General features: G+C 54.1%; 17 protein-coding genes. 3 read left to right on the forward strand and 14 right to left on the reverse strand.

From position 1 onward, the window contains the following. Nucleotides 1–321: 321 nt before the first annotated feature. From hemG to pepQ, 4 genes are read right to left on the reverse strand one after another with little or no spacing between them, the layout of a single operon-like run. A complete protein-coding gene (gene hemG / locus ACLW56_RS22455) occupies nucleotides 322–855 on the reverse strand; it encodes a menaquinone-dependent protoporphyrinogen IX dehydrogenase (protein ID WP_330985889.1) in 534 nt (177 codons plus the stop codon). A gap of 11 nt (nucleotides 856–866) precedes the next feature. Continuing rightward, a complete protein-coding gene (gene trkH / locus ACLW56_RS22460; protein WP_330985890.1) occupies nucleotides 867–2,318 on the reverse strand; it encodes a Trk system potassium transporter TrkH in 1,452 nt (483 codons plus the stop codon). Between the two features lie 40 nt (nucleotides 2,319–2,358). After that, nucleotides 2,359–2,973 carry an IMPACT family protein gene (locus ACLW56_RS22465; RefSeq protein WP_330985891.1) on the reverse strand — a complete coding sequence of 205 codons (615 nt, stop codon included), beginning with the start codon at nucleotides 2,971–2,973 and terminating at the stop codon, nucleotides 2,359–2,361. Beyond that, entirely contained in the window at nucleotides 2,973–4,304 is a 1,332-nt protein-coding gene (pepQ, locus tag ACLW56_RS22470) for a Xaa-Pro dipeptidase (protein WP_330985892.1), read from the reverse strand. The genes ACLW56_RS22465 and pepQ overlap by 1 nt, the downstream gene beginning before the upstream one ends. Nucleotides 4,305–4,493: 189 nt before the next feature. Here pepQ and fadB point away from each other — a divergent pair, with 189 nt between their 5' ends. Together fadB and fadA are read left to right on the forward strand one after the other, a co-directional pair. Further along, the gene (gene fadB / locus ACLW56_RS22475) at nucleotides 4,494–6,683 is read left to right on the forward strand and encodes a fatty acid oxidation complex subunit alpha FadB (protein WP_330985893.1); all 2,190 of its coding nucleotides are present in this window, start codon (nucleotides 4,494–4,496) and stop codon (nucleotides 6,681–6,683) included. Nucleotides 6,684–6,692: 9 nt separating this feature from the next. After that, entirely contained in the window at nucleotides 6,693–7,856 is a 1,164-nt protein-coding gene (gene fadA / locus ACLW56_RS22480; RefSeq protein ID WP_330985894.1) for an acetyl-CoA C-acyltransferase FadA, read from the forward strand. Nucleotides 7,857–8,074: 218 nt separating this feature from the next. Here the strand turns inward: fadA and fre are convergent, their stop codons facing one another. Together fre and ubiD are read right to left on the reverse strand one after the other, a co-directional pair. After that, entirely contained in the window at nucleotides 8,075–8,776 is a 702-nt protein-coding gene (gene fre / locus ACLW56_RS22485; RefSeq protein ID WP_330985895.1) for an NAD(P)H-flavin reductase, read from the reverse strand. 41 nt (nucleotides 8,777–8,817) lie between these two features. Further along, nucleotides 8,818–10,314: a 4-hydroxy-3-polyprenylbenzoate decarboxylase gene (gene ubiD / locus ACLW56_RS22490; protein ID WP_415378072.1), complete on the reverse strand. Its 1,497-nt coding sequence runs from the start codon at nucleotides 10,312–10,314 to the stop codon at nucleotides 8,818–8,820. A 161-nt stretch (nucleotides 10,315–10,475) separates the two neighbouring features. Between ubiD and rfaH the strand changes: the two genes are divergently transcribed. Beyond that, complete coding sequence (rfaH, locus tag ACLW56_RS22495; protein WP_330985897.1) at nucleotides 10,476–10,964, forward strand: transcription/translation regulatory transformer protein RfaH; 489 nt, start codon at nucleotides 10,476–10,478, stop codon at nucleotides 10,962–10,964. A gap of 2 nt (nucleotides 10,965–10,966) precedes the next feature. Here the strand turns inward: rfaH and tatD are convergent, their stop codons facing one another. The 8 genes from tatD to rmuC form a co-directional block, all read right to left on the reverse strand. Continuing rightward, nucleotides 10,967–11,749: a 3'-5' ssDNA/RNA exonuclease TatD gene (gene tatD, locus ACLW56_RS22500; protein WP_330985898.1), complete on the reverse strand. Its 783-nt coding sequence runs from the start codon at nucleotides 11,747–11,749 to the stop codon at nucleotides 10,967–10,969. Between the two features lie 39 nt (nucleotides 11,750–11,788). Further along, a complete protein-coding gene (tatC, locus tag ACLW56_RS22505; protein WP_330985899.1) occupies nucleotides 11,789–12,574 on the reverse strand; it encodes a Sec-independent protein translocase subunit TatC in 786 nt (261 codons plus the stop codon). Nucleotides 12,575–12,576: 2 nt separating this feature from the next. After that, the gene (gene tatB, locus ACLW56_RS22510) at nucleotides 12,577–13,122 is read right to left on the reverse strand and encodes a Sec-independent protein translocase protein TatB (protein WP_330985900.1); all 546 of its coding nucleotides are present in this window, start codon (nucleotides 13,120–13,122) and stop codon (nucleotides 12,577–12,579) included. Nucleotides 13,123–13,125: 3 nt separating this feature from the next. Beyond that, a complete protein-coding gene (gene tatA / locus ACLW56_RS22515) occupies nucleotides 13,126–13,389 on the reverse strand; it encodes a Sec-independent protein translocase subunit TatA (protein ID WP_330985901.1) in 264 nt (87 codons plus the stop codon). A 233-nt stretch (nucleotides 13,390–13,622) separates the two neighbouring features. Then, complete coding sequence (ubiB, locus tag ACLW56_RS22520) at nucleotides 13,623–15,263, reverse strand: ubiquinone biosynthesis regulatory protein kinase UbiB (protein WP_330985902.1); 1,641 nt, start codon at nucleotides 15,261–15,263, stop codon at nucleotides 13,623–13,625. Then, the gene (gene ubiJ, locus ACLW56_RS22525; protein WP_330985903.1) at nucleotides 15,260–15,865 is read right to left on the reverse strand and encodes a ubiquinone biosynthesis protein UbiJ; all 606 of its coding nucleotides are present in this window, start codon (nucleotides 15,863–15,865) and stop codon (nucleotides 15,260–15,262) included. The genes ubiB and ubiJ overlap by 4 nt, the downstream gene beginning before the upstream one ends. 11 nt (nucleotides 15,866–15,876) lie before the next feature. Then, a complete protein-coding gene (ubiE, locus tag ACLW56_RS22530; protein ID WP_330985904.1) occupies nucleotides 15,877–16,632 on the reverse strand; it encodes a bifunctional demethylmenaquinone methyltransferase/2-methoxy-6-polyprenyl-1,4-benzoquinol methylase UbiE in 756 nt (251 codons plus the stop codon). Nucleotides 16,633–16,699: 67 nt separating this feature from the next. Beyond that, complete coding sequence (gene rmuC, locus ACLW56_RS22535; protein WP_330985905.1) at nucleotides 16,700–18,151, reverse strand: DNA recombination protein RmuC; 1,452 nt, start codon at nucleotides 18,149–18,151, stop codon at nucleotides 16,700–16,702. Nucleotides 18,152–18,282 lie beyond the last annotated feature (131 nt).

Raw genomic sequence — 18,282 nt, forward strand, 5'->3', positions numbered from 1 at the left:
CGTCCGAGGACGTTAAGAATCCATGTCACTTTGAGTGCCCACACAGATTGTCTGATAAATTGTTAAAGAGCAGTTGAAACGCGGCTTTCGCTCACCGTTTCGAGGTCCCGTATAATACGTTTTCCTCTTTCAGAGTCAAGCATTTATTTTCGCTTTTCGTCTGCCAGAATTTCCGGAGAAACCCTGCTGACCCGGCGGCTTGCCTGCCGTTGTTCCGTGTCAGTGGAGGCGCATTATAGGGGGTAATTCTGAAGTGGCAAGAATAATATTCAAAAAATTTATCGACTGCTCAAATTCCAGGCTTCATGCCTTTTTTAGCGGCTATTTGCGCACAAGCTGAGCAATTTCACGGGCAAAATTCGTCACCTGCTGCCAATCGGTGTACACCACTTCTTTACTCGTATCCGTTTCGCCCCCTGTCATCTTCATAATCAGGCGGATCATCATGCGGTCATACCAGGTGTAACGCGGATAACGCAAGGCACCCGCAAAAACAGCACAGCGATCCGGCTGCCAGGGGGAGCTCAGTAAGAACTTACGCGTATAGCTGTTTGTTTGCGGCGTACGCTTTTCAGGTTTGCGCGCAACCAGGTTCACCGTATAGAAAGCACTGGGCAGTTGCTTTAATGCTTGCTGATGCTTTTTCACAAAGCTGTCGAGCGTGGAGTGAAAGTGCCCATAACGAATAGAAGCACCGATCACCACGCCGTCGTAGTCTGCCCATGTAATCGCTTCTGCGCGATGCAGGTTAACCACATCAACATCAAACGCCTGCTCTTTCAGTTCTGACGCCAGAGAAGAAGCAATCTCACGCGTCTGCCCATCACGCGTTGAGAAGAGAATCAATATTTTCACAAAGGCTCCTGTTATTCGCGCCAGAAAGTCGGTGTAAACAGCACCAACAAGGTAAAGACTTCCAGACGACCAAACAGCATGTTGGCGATCAGGATCCATTTTGCTACTGGATTCATGCTGGCGAAGTTATCCGCCACCACCCCCAGCCCTGGGCCAAGGTTATTCAGCGTTGCCACAACGGAGGCAAACGCAGAGAAGTCATCCACGCCCGTGGCGATAATCGCCAGCATACTGATGATGAATACCAGAGCATAAGCAGAGAAGAATCCCCACACCGCTTCCAGAATACGTTCGGGCAGCGCACGGTTCCCCAGCTTGATACTGTAAACAGCATTCGGGTGCACCAGTCGTTTCAGCTCTCGGTTTCCTTGCTTAAACAGAAGAAGGATACGAATAACCTTCAGACCGCCACCGGTTGATCCCGCACAACCGCCGATAAAAGCAGAGCACAGTAGCAGTACCGGCAGGAACAATGGCCAGCGTGCGATGCTGTCTGTGGTAAAACCGGCTGTCGTTGCCATTGAGACAACCTGGAAGAAAGCCTGGTTTAGCGTCGTCAACGCCGAGGTATAGACATCGTGAAGAAATAGCACCAGCGTACAGACAATCACCAAAGTCAGCTGCACACCGATAAACATGCGGAATTCCGGGTCACGCCAGTACACCTTCAGACTACGGCCACTTAATAAAGAGAAGTGCAGGCCGTAATTACAGCCAGAGATCAGTAAGAAGATAGCAATAATGGTATTGATGGTTGGGCTGTTGAAGTAACCCACGCTGGCATCGTGCGTGGAGAACCCACCAATGGCGATAGTGGCAAAGCTGTGGCCGATGGCATCAAACGCAGGCATCCCCGCAAACCACAAGGCCAATGCACAAGCGACAGTTAGCAATACATAAATGAGCCATAGCGTTTTTGCCGTTTCCGCAATTCGCGGGCGCATCTTGTTGTCTTTCAGCGGCCCGGGCATTTCCGCGCGATAGAGCTGCATGCCCCCGACGCCCAGTATTGGCAGGATAGCTACCGCCAATACGATGATCCCCATCCCGCCAAACCACTGCAGCATTTGCCGATAAAAGAGGATGGCATGCGGTAAGGAATCCAGCCCCACCAGCGTCGTTGCGCCTGTGGTGGTCAATCCTGAGAACGATTCAAAGAAAGCATCGGTGATCGTCAGATTCGGCTGTTCAGAGAAGATAAAGGGCAGCGCACCCACGCTTCCCAGCACGGTCCAGAACAGCACCACGATAAGAAACCCTTCGCGAGATTTAAGCTCACCCTTTTGTTTGCGGTTTGGCCACCACAGCAGGGACCCAATCGCCAGCGCGACGAAAAAGGTCTGGGTAAATGCCCGTCCAGCCCCGTCCCGATAAATCAATGCCACCAGTCCAGGCACAATCATCGTGCCTGAAAACAGAATGACCAGCAGTCCAACGATTCGGGTTATGGCACGAAAATGCATCTCTGCCGCTTCCTTAGATAAACAGAAAATAGACCGGGGATTATTCGTCAATCCTGCGTAATTGCAACGCACCGCGACTAAAATCAGCCAGTTTTGTCGAAAAAGACGCCAGTTCGGCCTGAGGAAGCGCCACCGTGAGATGAACGGAGGCCTGATAATCACTGCTCGCAATGTTACCGCCAAACTGGGCGAGCAGCGTTTCGATGCCTGACAGCTGAGCGTACTCGCACTGCAAAGTATATTCCGTTAAGGGCGTTTTGCGTTGAGTGGTGAGCTGCGCCAACGCCTGGTTGACGCCGCCACCGTACGCTTTGACCAGACCACCGGTTCCAAGCAGAATGCCGCCGTAGTAACGGACTACCACAGCGGTAATTTCACCCACGCCGCTGCCCATTAGCTGGGCCAACATCGGTTTACCCGCCGTTCCCGCCGGTTCACCATCATCAGAGAAACCCAGCTGTTGTGAATCGTCAGGCGGCCCGGCGACCCACGCCACACAATGGTGGCGCGCGTCGGGGTGCTGATTTCTGACGGATTCAACAAACGCTTTTGCCGCTTCCACGCCCTCAGTGTGCGCGAGTAACGTAATGAAGCGGCTCTTTTTGATCTCTTCAACAACAGAGACCGGCGCTGCGGGGATAAGCCAACTTTCCATCAAGCCAGCTTCAGATCCCGGGTCATGTTTTCAATGCTGTTTTCGTGGATAACCACGTTATCTTCGATGCGAATGCCGCCAAACGGTTTCATCGCTTCGATTTTCTGCCAGTTGAAGTGCTTACTGAATTCGCCTTCACGCCATGGCGCCAGCAGCGATTCAATGAAGTAAATCCCCGGTTCAATGGTCAGCACCATACGCGGTTGCAGAATGCGGGTGCAGCGCAGGTAAGGATATTTCGACGGCGCGGCGAGATGCGTGCCTTGATCATCCTGCATAAACCCGGCAACGTCGTGAACTTGCAGACCCAGCGGATGGCCTAAACCGTGTGGCATAAATGGCCCGGTGAGATTGTTTTCCACCATCGCCTCTTCGCTCATGTCGGTCAGGATCTGGTGCTTACGCAGCAACTTCGCGATGCGCTGATGGAACTGGATGTGGTAATCAACGTAGCTCACACCCGCTTTCAGCGTATCGATGAGGGCCAGCTGCTCGGCATTCACATCTTTAATCAACTGTGCAAATTCAGTATCGGCATTACCCGCCCAGGTGCGAGTCAGGTCCGCCGCGTAGCCGTTGTACTCAGCGCCAGCATCCAGCAGGAAGCTACGCATTTCAGACGGCGCACGATGATCCAGCCTGGTGTAATGCAGAACGGAAGCGTGCTCATTCAGCGCCACGATGTTGCTGTACGGCACATCGGTGTCGCGATGACCGGTCGCGGTCAGGTAAGCAAGATTGATATCGAACTCACTCATGCCGGACAGGAACGCTTCGTGCGCCGCCTGATGACCATTCACCGCCATCTTCTGCGCTTCACGCATGCAGGAGAGTTCGTAATCGGTTTTATAAGAACGGTAGTAATGCAGGTAATCAATCACCCCTTTCGGGTTGATGTTGGCGGCGCTGATATCAAGCCCCAGCGCACGTTCCGCAACCGGGCCGATATAAGCGATATTGCCACGCGCGGCAGGCAACTGGCTGCCAATGCCATCAGCTTTCGGCAGCGCGATAACGTCCACATCATTGGTCCAGAAGGAGTCTGGCAGCGGTTCAACGTTGTGCCAGTAATCCACCGGCAGATAGAACCACAGCTTCGGCTTGTTGACACCATCCACCAGCAGCCAGCAGTTTGGCACCTGAGTCACCGGCACCCACGCTTTGAACTGCGGGTTAACTTTGAACGGATATGGATGGTCATCTAAAAAAACGTTAACCAGCTCGCCGGAGTGAATCAACAGCGCATCCAGTTTAAAACGATCCAGCACGTTACGCGCACGCTCCTGCAACGTATCGATATGATTTTTATAAAGAGTTGCCAGTGAATCCATGATTTTCCCTTCTGTCTTTTCGACCGTAATTCTCCGCATCTTAGCACATCACTCTGAGGGTGCGTGATTTCTGCCGAGCGTGATCCAGACGTCATTTTTTTAAACAGTCATTTGCATTTTATTAACATAAAATCCACACTCCGTCTCATCTGGTAAGACCAGTAACTTTGCTGGATTCAGGAGACTGACATGCTCTACAAAGGCGACACCCTGTACCTCGACTGGCTGGAAGATGGCATTGCCGAACTGGTGTTCGATGCCCCAGGCTCAGTGAACAAGCTCGATACCGCAACCGTAGCCAGCCTCGGCCAGGCGCTGGACGTCCTTGAAAAACAGAAAGATCTGAAGGGCGTTTTACTTCGTTCTGAGAAAGCCGCATTTATTGTCGGCGCCGATATCACCGAATTCCTGGGCCTGTTCCAGGTGCCGCAGGAACAACTGAGCCAGTGGCTGCATTTCGCCAACAGCGTCTTTAATCGTCTGGAAGATTTACCTGTCCCGACTGTTTCCGCTATCAACGGCTACGCGCTTGGCGGCGGCTGTGAATGCGTACTGGCAACAGACTATCGTCTGGCCACTCCTGATCTGCGGATCGGTCTGCCAGAAACCAAACTGGGCATCATGCCTGGCTTCGGGGGTTCCGTTCGTTTACCGCGTCTGCTCGGTGCGGATAGCGCGCTGGAAATCATCGCGGCAGGCAAAGATGTGGGCGCAGAAGAAGCGCAGAAAATCGGTCTGGTTGATGGTGTAGTGAAACCTGAAAAACTGCGCGACGGCGCGATTGCCATTCTGCGTCAGGCCATCAGTGGCGATCTGGACTGGAAGGCGAAACGCCAACCGAAACTGGACCCACTGAAGCTCAGCAAAATTGAAGCCACCATGAGCTTCACCATCGCCAAAGGCATGGTGATGCAGACCGCTGGCAAACATTACCCGGCGCCGATCACCGCCGTAAAAACGATTGAAGCTGCCGCACGCTTAGGTCGCGATCAGGCACTGGTGCTTGAAAATCAAAGTTTTGTTCCCCTGGCGCACTCCAACGAAGCCCGCGCGCTGGTTGGCATTTTCCTTAATGATCAGTTCGTCAAAGCTCAGGCGAAGAAACTGACCAAAAACGTTGAAACCCCGAAACAGGCTGCCGTTCTTGGAGCCGGGATTATGGGTGGCGGCATCGCTTACCAGTCTGCCTGGAAAGGCGTGCCGGTCATCATGAAGGACATCAATGATAAGTCATTGACCCTCGGGATGAACGAAGCCGCCAAGTTACTGAACAAGCAGCTTGAGCGTGGAAAAATTAATGGCCTGAAACTCGCAGGCGTTATCTCGACGATTCACCCAACCCTTGACTACGCCGGATTTGAGCGTGTTGATGTGGTGGTTGAAGCTGTTGTTGAGAACCCGAAAGTGAAGAAAGCGGTGCTGGCAGAAACCGAAGACAAAGTTCGCGCAGATGCCGTGCTGGCCTCCAACACCTCCACTATTCCCATCGGCGAACTGGCAAGCGTGCTGAAGCGCCCGGAAAACTTCTGCGGCATGCACTTCTTTAACCCGGTTCACCGCATGCCGCTGGTTGAAGTGATTCGCGGCGAGAAAACGTCCGACGAGACCATTGCCAAAGTCGTCGCCTGGGCCAGCAAAATGGGCAAAACCCCCATTGTGGTCAACGACTGTCCGGGCTTCTTCGTCAACCGCGTGCTGTTCCCTTACTTCGCAGGTTTCAGCCAGTTGCTGCGTGACGGCGCTGACTTCCACAAAGTCGATAAAGTGATGGAAAAAGTCTTCGGCTGGCCAATGGGCCCAGCTTATCTGCTGGACGTAGTCGGTATCGACACCGCGCACCACGCTCAGGCTGTGATGGCGGCAGGCTTCCCTCAGCGTATGCAGAAAGATTCCCGCGATGCTATCGATGCTCTGTTCGAGGCTAACCGCTATGGACAGAAAAATGGCCTCGGTTTCTGGCGCTACAAAGAAGACAGCAAAGGCAAGCCGAAGAAAGAAGAAGACCCGGCGGTGGAAGCTCTGCTTGCCGAAGTCAGCCAGCCGAAACGCGACTTCAGCGACGAGGAGATTATCGCCCGCATGATGATCCCAATGGTCAACGAAGTGGTGCGCTGCCTGGAAGAAGGCATTATCGCCACGCCAGCAGAAGCCGATATGGCACTGGTTTATGGTCTGGGCTTCCCTCCATTCCACGGCGGCGCATTCCGCTGGCTGGATACGCTCGGCAGCGCGAAATACCTCGACATGGCGCAACAGTATCAGCAGCTTGGTCCGTTGTACGAAGTCCCGGAAGGCCTGCGTAACAAGGCGCGTCATAACGAAGCATATTATCCACCGGTTGAACCTGCCCGTCCGGTGGGTGAGCTGAAAACGGCTTAAGGAGTCACAATGGAACAGGTTGTCATTGTCGATGCAATTCGTACCCCGATGGGCCGTTCAAAAGGCGGCGCATTCCGTAACGTGCGTGCAGAGGATCTCTCGGCGCACCTGATGCGTAGCCTGCTGTCGCGTAACCCGGCGCTCGACCCAACCGCGCTTGACGACATCTACTGGGGCTGCGTGCAGCAGACGCTGGAACAGGGCTTCAACATTGCGCGTAACGCCGCGTTACTGGCTGAAATTCCCCATTCAGTGCCCGCTGTCACAGTGAACCGTCTGTGCGGTTCTTCCATGCAGGCATTGCACGATGCGGCACGCATGATCATGACCGGTGATGCACAGGCGTGTCTGATTGGCGGCGTTGAACACATGGGCCACGTGCCGATGAGCCACGGCGTTGATTTCCACCCTGGCATGAGCCGCAACGTGGCGAAAGCCGCTGGCATGATGGGGCTGACAGCAGAAATGCTTTCCCGTTTGCATGGCATCAGCCGTGAAATGCAGGACCAGTTCGCTGCACGCTCTCATGCTCGCGCCTGGGCTGCCACACAATCCGGTGCCTTCAAAAATGAAATCATCCCGACCGGCGGACACGATGCTGATGGCGTGCTGAAACAGTTCAATTATGACGAAGTGATCCGCCCGGAAACCACCGTCGAAGCACTGTCGACCCTCCGTCCGGCTTTTGATCCGGTAACAGGCACCGTAACGGCGGGAACCTCTTCCGCCTTGTCTGATGGTGCTTCAGCAATGCTGGTGATGAGCGAAAGCCGTGCCCGTGAACTGGGTCTGAAACCTCGTGCACGTATTCGTTCGATGGCTGTTGTCGGGTGCGACCCGTCAATCATGGGCTACGGTCCGGTTCCGGCGTCAAAACTGGCGCTGAAAAAAGCCGGCCTGACGACCAGTGATATCGATCTGTTTGAAATGAACGAAGCGTTTGCCGCGCAGATCCTGCCGTGTATTAAAGATCTGGGCCTGATGGAGCAAATCGACCAGAAGATCAACCTCAACGGCGGCGCGATCGCCCTGGGTCATCCGCTGGGTTGCTCGGGTGCACGTATCAGCACCACGCTGCTCAACCTGATGGAACGCAAAGACGCTCAGTTTGGCCTGGCGACCATGTGTATCGGTCTGGGTCAGGGGATCGCAACAGTATTTGAACGAGTCTGATGAAAGTCACGTAGGCCCGATAAGCAACGCGCCATCGGGCATTGCGTCGGGTAATGTTGAAAAGCCGGATGTCGCTATGCTTATCCGGCTTACAATAGAAGACTAAAACTGTTTAGTTGCCGTTCTTCCCGCCTGTCAGGGGCGGGTTTTTTATTTATTGCTTCCTGCGGCCTGATGCCCTCTCCCCGACCCTCTCCCACAGGGAGAGGGGGAAAAGACTAAATAAATGCGAACGCATCACCAAACAGGCGATCTTCACGTGCGCCACGTTCGTTACAGAACAGGTCACGGGCAATTTTCGCCATTTCAAAACGCCCAGCGATATAGATATCGTGTTCTGCCAGCGTACCGTAATCCTGCAATACCGCTGTCAGCACCGTACCAGAACGCCCACGCCAGCCTTCTTCCGGCTGCTCAACGACAGGCTCAACCCGCAGATTTGGATGCGTAAGGGTCAGCGCTTCCAGCTCAGACAGATCGTATAAATGCTTCTCTTCGCGCCCGCCCCAGTAAATAGCGATTTCGCGATCGGGATTTTTCGCCAGTGCAGTCAACAGAATAGAACGCACATACGAGAACCCTGTCCCGCCTGCAATCAGCACCATCGGACGCGTTTCATCGTCGCGCAGCCAGGCCTCGCCGTGGGGAATATCCACCACCACTTCGCGCTCTTTCAGGATGCGATCCATCACCGCCATCGCGTACAGGTTCAGTTCAGACGCCCCGATGTGCAGCTCGATGAACGCGTGTTCATCCGGCGTGGAGGCCATGGAGAAGGGGCGCTTATCACGCTCGTCCATCACCACCATCAGGTATTGACCCGCGCGGAAGGAAAACGCCGCTTCAGGTTCTAAACGAACGCGGTATACCGTGTCGGTAATGGCATCTACCGAGGTGACTTTACAGCTTAAGGTTGTCATGCGCTCCCTCTGTCGGGTCTATAAGGCAAACACGGCGGCGCTCAGGCACCCTTGCCGTCATTGAAGATGGCCAATTCATCCCAAATGGCGTCAACACGCGCGATAACTTCGGGATCTTTTTTGATCGGGCGTCCCCATTCACGCTGGGTTTCGCCTGGCCATTTATTGGTGGCATCCAGCCCCATTTTCGACCCCAGACCGGAAACCGGCGAGGCAAAGTCCAGATAATCAATCGGCGTATTTTCTACCAGCACCGTATCGCGGGCCGGGTCCATACGCGTCGTGATGGCCCAGATGACGTCATTCCAGTCGCGGGCATTAACGTCATCGTCGCAGACAATCACAAATTTGGTGTACATAAACTGACGCAGGAAAGACCAGACGCCCATCATCACGCGTTTGGCGTGTCCGGCGTACTGCTTTTTCATGGTCACCACCGCCAGGCGATAAGAGCACCCTTCCGGCGGCAGATAGAAATCGACAATCTCCGGGAACTGCTTTTGCAGAATAGGCACGAAGACTTCATTCAGCGCCACACCTAACACAGCCGGTTCATCCGGTGGACGACCAGTATAAGTGGAATGGTAAATCGCATCTTCGCGCTGAGTGATATGTGTGACGGTGAACACCGGGAAGCTATCCACTTCATTGTAGTAGCCGGTATGGTCGCCGTACGGCCCTTCCGGTGCCATTTCGCCCGCTTCGATATAGCCTTCAAGCACAATCTCCGCGCTGGCTGGCACTTCGAGGTCATTGGAAAGACATTTGACGACTTCCGTTTTCGTGCCCCGCAGCAAGCCTGCAAACGCGTATTCAGACAGCGTATCCGGCACTGGCGTGACTGCACCAAGAATGGTGGCAGGATCTGCGCCCAGCGCAACAGAAACAGGGAAGCGTTCGCCAGGATGCGCCGCGCACCACTCCTGGAAATCCAGCGCACCGCCACGGTGGGACAGCCAGCGCATGATCAGCTTGTTTTTGCCCATCAACTGCTGACGATAAATCCCCAGATTCTGGCGCTCTTTATGCGGGCCACGAGTGACCGTCAGGCCCCAGGTGATCAGCGGGGCGGCATCTTCCGGCCAGCAGGTCATGATCGGAATGCGGGTGAGATCGACTTCATCACCCTGCATTACTTTTTGCTGGCAAGGTGCATTGCGCAGCCGTTTGGTCGGCATGTTCAGCACTTGTTTGAACTGCGGCAGCTTATCAAAGAGGTCACGGAAGCCTTTCGGCGGTTCTGGCTCTTTCAGGAAGGCCAGCAGTTTCCCCACTTCACGCAGCGCGCTGACATCTTCCTGCCCCATCCCCATTGCCACGCGCTTAGGCGTGCCGAACAGATTACACAGCAGAGGCATGTCGTACCCTTTCGGGTTTTCGAACAGCAGCGCCGGGCCACCCGCACGCAGCGTACGATCGGCAATTTCAGTGATTTCGAGGTGAGGATCGACGGGCAGTGTGATGCGTTTAAGCTCACCCTGTTGTTCGAGTAATGTCAGAAAATCGCGCAAATCATGGTATTTCATGGGGTCAGTCATGGCCTCTTTGTCAGCGCCTCATTATACGGCGTTCGGCGGCGGGATGCTGTAGTTTTGTTAAATTAGCGTGAAGTGTGAAGCTTCCGGGCAGCCACAATCCCTTTCGCTATCACGCCAGGCTTTTGTTATGCTTTCCAGCAGAATTTCGGGAAAGAGTGATTATGCAAGCCTGGTATTTACTGTACTGCAAACGTGGGCAACTTCAGCGGGCCCAGGAACATCTTCAACGCCAGGCGGTTAACTGCCTGACGCCAACTATTGCGCTGGAAAAGATGGTGCGCGGTAAACGCACCACGGTAGACGAACCGCTTTTTCCCAACTATATGTTCGTTGAGTTCGATCCGGAAGTGATTCACACCACCACCATTAATGCGACTCGCGGCGTCAGCCATTTCGTTCGCTTTGGCTCACAGCCGACTATCGTACCTTCTGCGGTGGTTCACCAGCTCTCCATTTACAAGCCGGAAGGCGTCACCGACCCTGATACGCCGTATGCTGGCGATAGCGTGGTGATCACCGAAGGCGCTTTTGAAGGCTTAGAAGCTATTTTTGCCGAGCCTGACGGTGAAGCCCGCTCCATGCTGCTGCTTAATCTGCTGAACAAGCAGATCCTTCAGAGCGTTAAAAACACTGATTTCCGCAAAGTCTGATCTTAAAAATCGATACCGAACAGCGTGTTGACATTGTTGTCAGTGATCGCTGACAGTGTCTGTACCTCTTCCCCACGCCAGTGAGCAATGCGCTCCAGAATGTGGGTAAGATGCGCGGGTTCGTTGCGACGCGAAAAGGGTTTCGGCGACAGATCGCGTGGCAACAACCACGGTGCATCCGTTTCAACTAACAGGCGTTCTGCTGGGATCAGCGGCAGCATGTCACGCAATTCCAGCCCCCGTCGTTCATCGCACACCCAACCCGTTATGCCGATATACAAGCCGTGCTCAAGACACTCGCGCAGCTCATCCTGGGTGCCGGTAAAGCAGTGAAGCACTGCGCCTGGCAATTTGCCAAGCCAGGGTTTCAGCAGGGCGATAAAACGTTCGTGTGCTTCACGGCAGTGCATAAACACAGGCATGTTGAGTCCTGCCGCTATCGCCAGTTGGGCGCTAAAAGCGGCTTCCTGTTCTTGCGGTGTGGAAAAATTACGGTTGAAGTCCAGCCCACATTCACCCACCGCCACCACTTCAGGTAATTGCGCCAACCGTTGAATGGCCTCCGCCACTTCAGGTGTCCAGCTACTGCTGTCGTGGGGGTGAACGCCCGCCGTGGACCAGCAATGCGGATAACGTTGAGCAAGATTATGTGCCTCTTCGCTTTCAGCCTGATTGGTGCCGGTTATCAGCATACCGCTGATGCCTGCAGAAAATGCACGCGCGACAACGTCATCACGGTCACGGGAAAACTGAGAACTGGTGAGATTCACACCGATATCAAACATACAAATACCCACAGTAAAACCGCCCTTTCGGGCGGCGGATTACTCTTCTTTTTCGGCTTTCTCGGCGGCTTCTTCTTCCGCCGCGGCATCTTCATCACGCGACCTGCGCTTGCCGGTGTAGAAGCGGGCAAAGAACACGCCAACTTCAAACAGACAGTACATCGGGATGGCCAGCAGCGTTTGTGAGAACACATCCGGCGGCGTCAACAGCATGCCGATAACGAAAGCGGCGACCAGCACGTACGGGCGCTTCTTACGCAAATCGTCCGGTGTGGTCACACCCACCCAGCAGAGCAGCACAATCGCAACGGGCACTTCGAATGACACGCCGAAGGCCATAAACAGCGCCATGACGAAATCAAGGTAGCTGCGGATATCCGTCGACACCTGCACGCCAATCGGCGCAGTGTGGGTCAGGAAGCCAAACGCCAGCGGGAACACCACGAAGTAAGCAAAGGCCATGCCGATATAGAACAGCAGCGTGCTGGATACCAACAGTGGCACCACCAGACGGCGTTCGTGCTTATACAGCGCAGGAGCAATAAAAGCCCACACCTGATAAAGAATGACCGGCGCTGACAGAATGACCGAGACCATAAAGGTCAGCTTGATTGGCGTAAAGAACGGCGAAGCCACATCGGTGGCGATCATCGTCGCCCCAACGGGCATCTGCTTGATCAGCGGTGCAGAGACCAGCTGGTAAATGTCGTTGGCAAAATAGACCAACGCCAGAAAAATAACGAACACCGCGATGATGCAGTTGATGAGTCGCTTACGCAGCTCAATCAGATGCGAAATCAGCGGTTGAGTTTCTTCTACGCCCATGATTACGGTTTATCGCTGTTTGCTGGGGAGGGATCCGAAGCCGGCGCGGCAGCTTTCACCTTAACCGACGCGTCAGAAACAGGGGTTTCTTCCGGTTTCTTCTCAGGTTCTGCGACCGCTTCAGGGGCCTGCGGTTCAGCGCTGGCCTGATGTTCTGCCGTGACAGGCGTAACGCCCTGACGCTGTTCTTCGCTGCCTTTCACCACCGGGTTAAGGAGGGTGTTGGCTTCATCACCGGCACGCTCGGCATCATGCTGAGTATAAGAACGCTTCATGGACTCCGCCGCTTCACGCAGTTCATCCATCGACTCTTTTAACTCAGGCGACAGATTTCCCAGGCTCGCCTTCTCAACCTTCTTCAGGCTGTCCTGAAACTCCTGAAGCTTCAGCTCCTGAGCCAGTTCATTTTGCACGGTGGTGGCCAGCGAGCGAATCGCCTTGATCCAGCCGACCACCGTTTTTACTGCCACAGGTAAACGTTTTGGCCCGAGAACAATCAGGCCAATAATGAACACCAGTAGCAGCTCACTGAAACCAATGTCGAACACGAATTACACCTGCTCTTTATCGTGGCGTTTTGCGTCGTCTTTTTTCGCATCATCCTGATTTTCAGACAGGGATTTCTGCGGAAAATCAGCGTCCTGTACGGAAGCGTCTTTCTTGTCCTGTTTGTCGTCTTCATCACCCATGGCTTTCTTGAAGCCTTTGATAGACGCCCCCAGGTCAGATCCCAGCGAGCTCAGCTTTTTCGTCCCGAAAAGCAGAACCACGATGACCACGACGATCAATAACTGCCAAGTACCGATACCACCCATACGTATTCCTCTGTGTCAGATGATAGTGAATCCATTAACGTGTAGGTTACACGCCTTGAGTGCTGACAAAGAAGGAAAAAACGTGGTTTTTCCTTCTTTGTTGTTATCAGCCGAAAATCAATAAATTGATTTTCCTTGTTTTTTGATGACTGCTTCTCGTCCTGTGGTAGCACGAGCTAAGTCATCGGTGTTTGGCGTGTAAATTACACGCCTTCGTATAAATGAAGCAAAAATCAGCGGCCTTTTCGCCAGCCAAAGAACCAGGCGACCACACCTGCGACCATCAACCCCGCAGGATAAAACCCGAAATCAGGGCGTGTTATCAGCAACAGCGTGCCGCTCAGCATCAACACCGCCCCGACGCCAAACAGGTAGCGAGACTGCCCCTGACGGACACGATGGGCTCCTAATTCGAGGGCGATTTTATCAATGCTTCGCTGAAGGCTTTTGCCCTGGCGCAAACTGTCGTAAATCAGTTCAGGCATTTCCGGCATTTTTTCGATCCAGAACGGCGCTTTCTCTTTAAACGCACGCACCAGCGCCGGCAGTCCGACCTGATCTTTGAGCCATGACTCCAGGAAAGGTTTCGCTGTTTTCCATAAGTCTAACTGAGGATAGAGCTGCCGTCCTACCCCCTCAACGTAAAGTAGTGTTTTCTGGAGTAAAACCAGCTGCGGTTGCACTTCCATATTGAAGCGGCGCGCAGTATTGAACAGGTTCAACAATACGTGACCAAAGGAGATTTCCGCCAGCGGCTTTTCGAAAATGGGCTCGCACACGGTGCGAATAGCGAATTCGAATTCTTCCACATTGGTGTCAGGCGGCACCCAGCCTGAATCCACATGCAATTCAGCCACTTTGCGGTAATCGCGGTTAAAGAACGCGATAAAGTTTTCAGCCAGATAGCGCTTATCGTCTTTGTTCAGCGAGCCGACAATCCCGCAGTCGATACCGATATACTTCGGATCTTCCGGATGCTCATAGCTCACAAAAATGTTGCCCGGATGCATGTCGGCGTGGAAGAAGCTGTCGCGGAACACCTGAGTAAAGAAGACCTGCACGCCACGCTCGGCCAGCAGTTTCATGTTGGTGTTTTGCTTCTCCAGCATTTCGATATCAGACACCGGAATACCGTAAATACGCTCCATCACCAGCATGTCTTCACGGCAGTAGTCGGAATACACTTCCGGCACGTACAGCATCGGGCTGTCTTCAAAGTTGCGGCGCAGCTGGATGGCGTTTGCCGCTTCACGCAGCAGATTCAGCTCATCAAGCAGCGTTTTTTCATACTCGCGCACCACTTCCTGCGGACGCAGACGGCGGCCGTCGGGCAGCAAACGAGGCACCCAACGCGCAAGTCGGTAAATCAGTTTCATGTCCGCTTTGATAACCGGCAGGATGTCCGGGCGGATAACCTTGATAACGACTTCTTTGCCGTTTTCTTTCAGGCGAGCAGTGTGAACCTGAGCGATAGACGCCGAGGCCAGTGGCTCAACCTGGAAATCATCAAACCAACTCTCGACGGGAATATCCCCCATCGATTTTTCAATTTGCGCCTGCGCCAGTTTGCCGTCGAAGGGGGCAACCCGGTCCTGCAACATCGCCAGCTGATCGGCAATCTGTGGCGGGAAAAGGTCACGGCGAGTGGAAAGCATCTGGCCAAATTTGATCCACACGGGACCAAGATGTTGCAACGCCAGGCGCAGGCGTTCACCTAAAGGCAAGTCTTTGTGGCGGTTTGGCATCCAGAACAGCATCCGCCGCCAGATTCGCAGCGGCAGGGTGATACGCATTTTGGGAATGAGCTCATCAAGCCCGTAACTCAAAAAGGTGTGGATGATAAAATACAGGCGCCGAAATTCCCCTGGCGTCATTTCCCCTCCAGTTTTTCCAGCCGTTTGCTCAAGGCATCAACAGCCCGCGCTACGGCAGCGCTCTCTTCGGCAAACCAGGCCACTTCAAGCTGACCCGGCGCAACCCGCCACTCTTCGGTAATCACTTCCGCGACGTATTTTTGCTGACGCTTTACGCCACGTTGAAGAAACTTCGCCCCGCCGCGCAGCACTTTGCTCAGCCCTTCAGCCGCGATATCGCCGGTGTAAGGCGCAAGCAGCTCGGCAGGATCGAACTCGGCTAAATCAGCCAGTGCGACAAAATTCTGCACCACTTGCAAATCGCCCTGCACTTCCAGATCGCCTGAGCGAATCAGCGAAGTCAGTTGTTGGCGATTACGCAACTGTGGCAGAACGCCGATGCGGGTGGTTACAGTACAATCCGCCTCGCCTTCCCATGCCCCCAGCACGTCAATTTGTTGTTCACTGAAAGCCAGCACCAGCGGTGAAGTGAACTCTTTCAACTCCACGCGCAGCACTTTGCCCAGCAGACGTTGACGGGCGGGTTTTAACGCCCGATCGCGCCATAAAAAAGTGTTCAGGACGCTTTCAATGCCCGCGGTGACTAAGGGTTGAAAAGGCATGGCTTCTCCTGTCAGAACTTGTAGCCGCGGTGCAGCGCAACAATACCGGCTGTCAGGTTGTAGTAATCGACGCTTTCAAAGCCTGCATCCTGCATCATCGCCTTCAGGGTTTCCTGGTCCGGGTGCATGCGAATGGACTCCGCCAGATAGCGATAGCTTTCGCTATCGTTCGCCACCACTTCGCCGACTTTCGGCAGCACGTGGAAGGAATAGGCGTCGTAAGCTTTGCTCAGCGGATCGAGAATCGGTTTGGAGAACTCCAGCACCAGCAGGCGTCCGCCTGGCTTCAGCACGCGATACATAGAGCGCAGCGCTTTGTCTTTGTCGGTCACGTTACGCAGGCCGAAAGAGATGGTGATGCAGTCAAAGGTGTTGTCCGGGAAAGGCAGCGCTTCGGCATTGGCCTGAACGTATTCCACATTGCCAATGACGCCGATATTGCGCAGCTTTTCGCGGCCCATTTTCAGCATGGAGGCGTTAATGTCCGCCAGCACAACGCTGCCGGTTTCGCCCACCAGACGGGAGAATTTCGCCGTCAGGTCGCCGGTTCCACCTGCCAGATCCAGCACTTTCTGCCCACGGCGCACGCCGCTGCAATCGATGGTGAAGCGCTTCCACAAACGATGAATACCGAACGACATCAGATCGTTCATAACATCGTACTTAGCGGCAACAGAATGGAATACATGCGCCACCATGTCCTCTTTCTGCGATTTAGCGACCGTCTGGAAGCCAAAGTGAGTCGTTTCTTGTGAATCCTCAACCATCTCAATGCCTGCCTTTGAAGAAAATAATCCCCGGAGTGTAACAGATTGGGCGCGTTTCCCCTATGCCTCAACCGCCCTGAGACACGCGAAACGGCTCACTTTGCGACGGTGCTTCAGGGGCTAACAAATTGTCTTCACTGTCGTTGAAAGCGGTTTGCTCATCAGAAAGCATGTTGTCTTCCGCCGTGGCCTGTTCCACTAAATCCGGATTAATCTCGCGTTTCACTTCAACACCCAATTCCCGGAAGGACTCGGCTTGCGCCAGCAAATTCCCACGCCCGGACGTCAGCTTTTTCATCGCCTGACGGTAGTTGTCCTGTGCTTTATCAAGCCCTTGCCCGATGGCAGACATATCATCCACAAACAAACGCATTTTGTCGTACAGGCGGCTCGCTCTGTCAGCAATCTGCTGGGCGTTGCGGCTTTGATGTTCGTATCGCCAGAGATTGGCGATAGTTCGCAGCGCCACAAGCAGCGTGGTGGGGCTCACCAGCATGATGTTGTTTTTCAACGCTTCGGTGATCAGTTCTGGCTGCCTGTCGATAGCGAGAAGGAAAGCAGGCTCGACCGGGATAAACATCAGCACATAATCGAGGGAACGTAGGCCAGGGAGTTGTTGATAATCTTTGCGCCCAAGCAGCCGAATGTGGTTACGCAGGGAAGCAATATGTTCCTGAAGCGCAGCTTCGCGGGTGTAGTCATCATCGGCGTTAAAATAACGCTCGTATGCCACCAGCGTCATTTTGGCGTCGATCACCACGTCTTTACCCTGCGGCAGGCGAACAATCACATCCGGCTGCATGCGAGCACGGGCTTCCGTTTCGATACTGACCTGCGTCTGATACTCATAACCTTCGCGCAGCCCGGACGCTTCCAGCACGCGTGTGAGCACCACTTCACCCCAGTTACCCTGCGTTTTGTTGTCACCTTTCAGCGCTTTAGTGAGGTTAACCGCTTCCTGCGCCATCTGCGCATTCAGCTGCTGGAGATTGCGAATTTCATGGGCCAGGGTATGACGTTCCTGCGCTTCTTTGCCGAAGCTATCCTGTACCTGACGACGAAAGCCGTCGAGTTGCTCACGCAGCGGAGTTAGCAGGCCGTGCAGGCTCTGACGATTTTGCTCATCCACCCGACGATTACTGTGCTCGAAAATACGGTTGGCGAGGTTTTCAAACTGCTCGCTCAGGCGCTGCTCGCTGTTCACCATCTGACGGATTTTATCTTCCGCATGCAGTTGCGTGGATTCCAGACGTGTGGTGACTTCGCGCAGGTCGGCTTCTAAGGAAGCGTTAATTTCACGCAGGCTGCGCAATTCATTGTTCAGCAGTTCGCATTCATCGCGCCAATGGGCGTTCTGCGCCAGCTGCTGTTTCGCCGCGCTGAGTTCGATATCCAGATCGTGACGATCTTCCAGAAAATCCGCCCGCAGCCTGTCAGCGTGAGATTTGGTGGCCAGCCAGCCAAAAATGCCCCCGACCAACAGTGCGACCACTGCGCTGATGATAATTGAAATGTCCATCGCTCCCCCTGCGTCAACGACTTACCGGCACAACATAGAATTGTGCTGTATAAACGTCCAGTTGGAAAGGCATTTCCTGCGAGGCGGTGCGCAAAAAGCCTCAACATAGTGTCGGGTGGCGGCGATGCCTG

Source organism: Pantoea sp. sgz302252 (assembly GCF_047713085.1).
Classification (GTDB): Bacteria; Pseudomonadota; Gammaproteobacteria; order Enterobacterales; family Enterobacteriaceae; genus Scandinavium.

Coding starts and splice junctions, on each gene's coding strand:
- trkH (WP_330985890.1), bottom strand. CDS start 2,318: ATGCATTTTCGTGCCATAACCCGAATCGTTGGACTGCTGGTCATTCTG.
- ACLW56_RS22465 (WP_330985891.1), bottom strand. CDS start 2,973: ATGGAAAGTTGGCTTATCCCCGCAGCGCCGGTCTCTGTTGTTGAAGAG.
- pepQ (WP_330985892.1), bottom strand. CDS start 4,304: ATGGATTCACTGGCAACTCTTTATAAAAATCATATCGATACGTTGCAG.
- fadB (WP_330985893.1), top strand. CDS start 4,494: ATGCTCTACAAAGGCGACACCCTGTACCTCGACTGGCTGGAAGATGGC.
- fadA (WP_330985894.1), top strand. CDS start 6,693: ATGGAACAGGTTGTCATTGTCGATGCAATTCGTACCCCGATGGGCCGT.
- fre (WP_330985895.1), bottom strand. CDS start 8,776: ATGACAACCTTAAGCTGTAAAGTCACCTCGGTAGATGCCATTACCGAC.
- ubiD (WP_415378072.1), bottom strand. CDS start 10,314: ATGACTGACCCCATGAAATACCATGATTTGCGCGATTTTCTGACATTA.
- rfaH (WP_330985897.1), top strand. CDS start 10,476: ATGCAAGCCTGGTATTTACTGTACTGCAAACGTGGGCAACTTCAGCGG.
- tatD (WP_330985898.1), bottom strand. CDS start 11,749: ATGTTTGATATCGGTGTGAATCTCACCAGTTCTCAGTTTTCCCGTGAC.
- tatC (WP_330985899.1), bottom strand. CDS start 12,574: ATGGGCGTAGAAGAAACTCAACCGCTGATTTCGCATCTGATTGAGCTG.
- tatA (WP_330985901.1), bottom strand. CDS start 13,389: ATGGGTGGTATCGGTACTTGGCAGTTATTGATCGTCGTGGTCATCGTG.
- ubiB (WP_330985902.1), bottom strand. CDS start 15,263: ATGACGCCAGGGGAATTTCGGCGCCTGTATTTTATCATCCACACCTTT.
- ubiJ (WP_330985903.1), bottom strand. CDS start 15,865: ATGCCTTTTCAACCCTTAGTCACCGCGGGCATTGAAAGCGTCCTGAAC.
- ubiE (WP_330985904.1), bottom strand. CDS start 16,632: ATGGTTGAGGATTCACAAGAAACGACTCACTTTGGCTTCCAGACGGTC.
- rmuC (WP_330985905.1), bottom strand. CDS start 18,151: ATGGACATTTCAATTATCATCAGCGCAGTGGTCGCACTGTTGGTCGGG.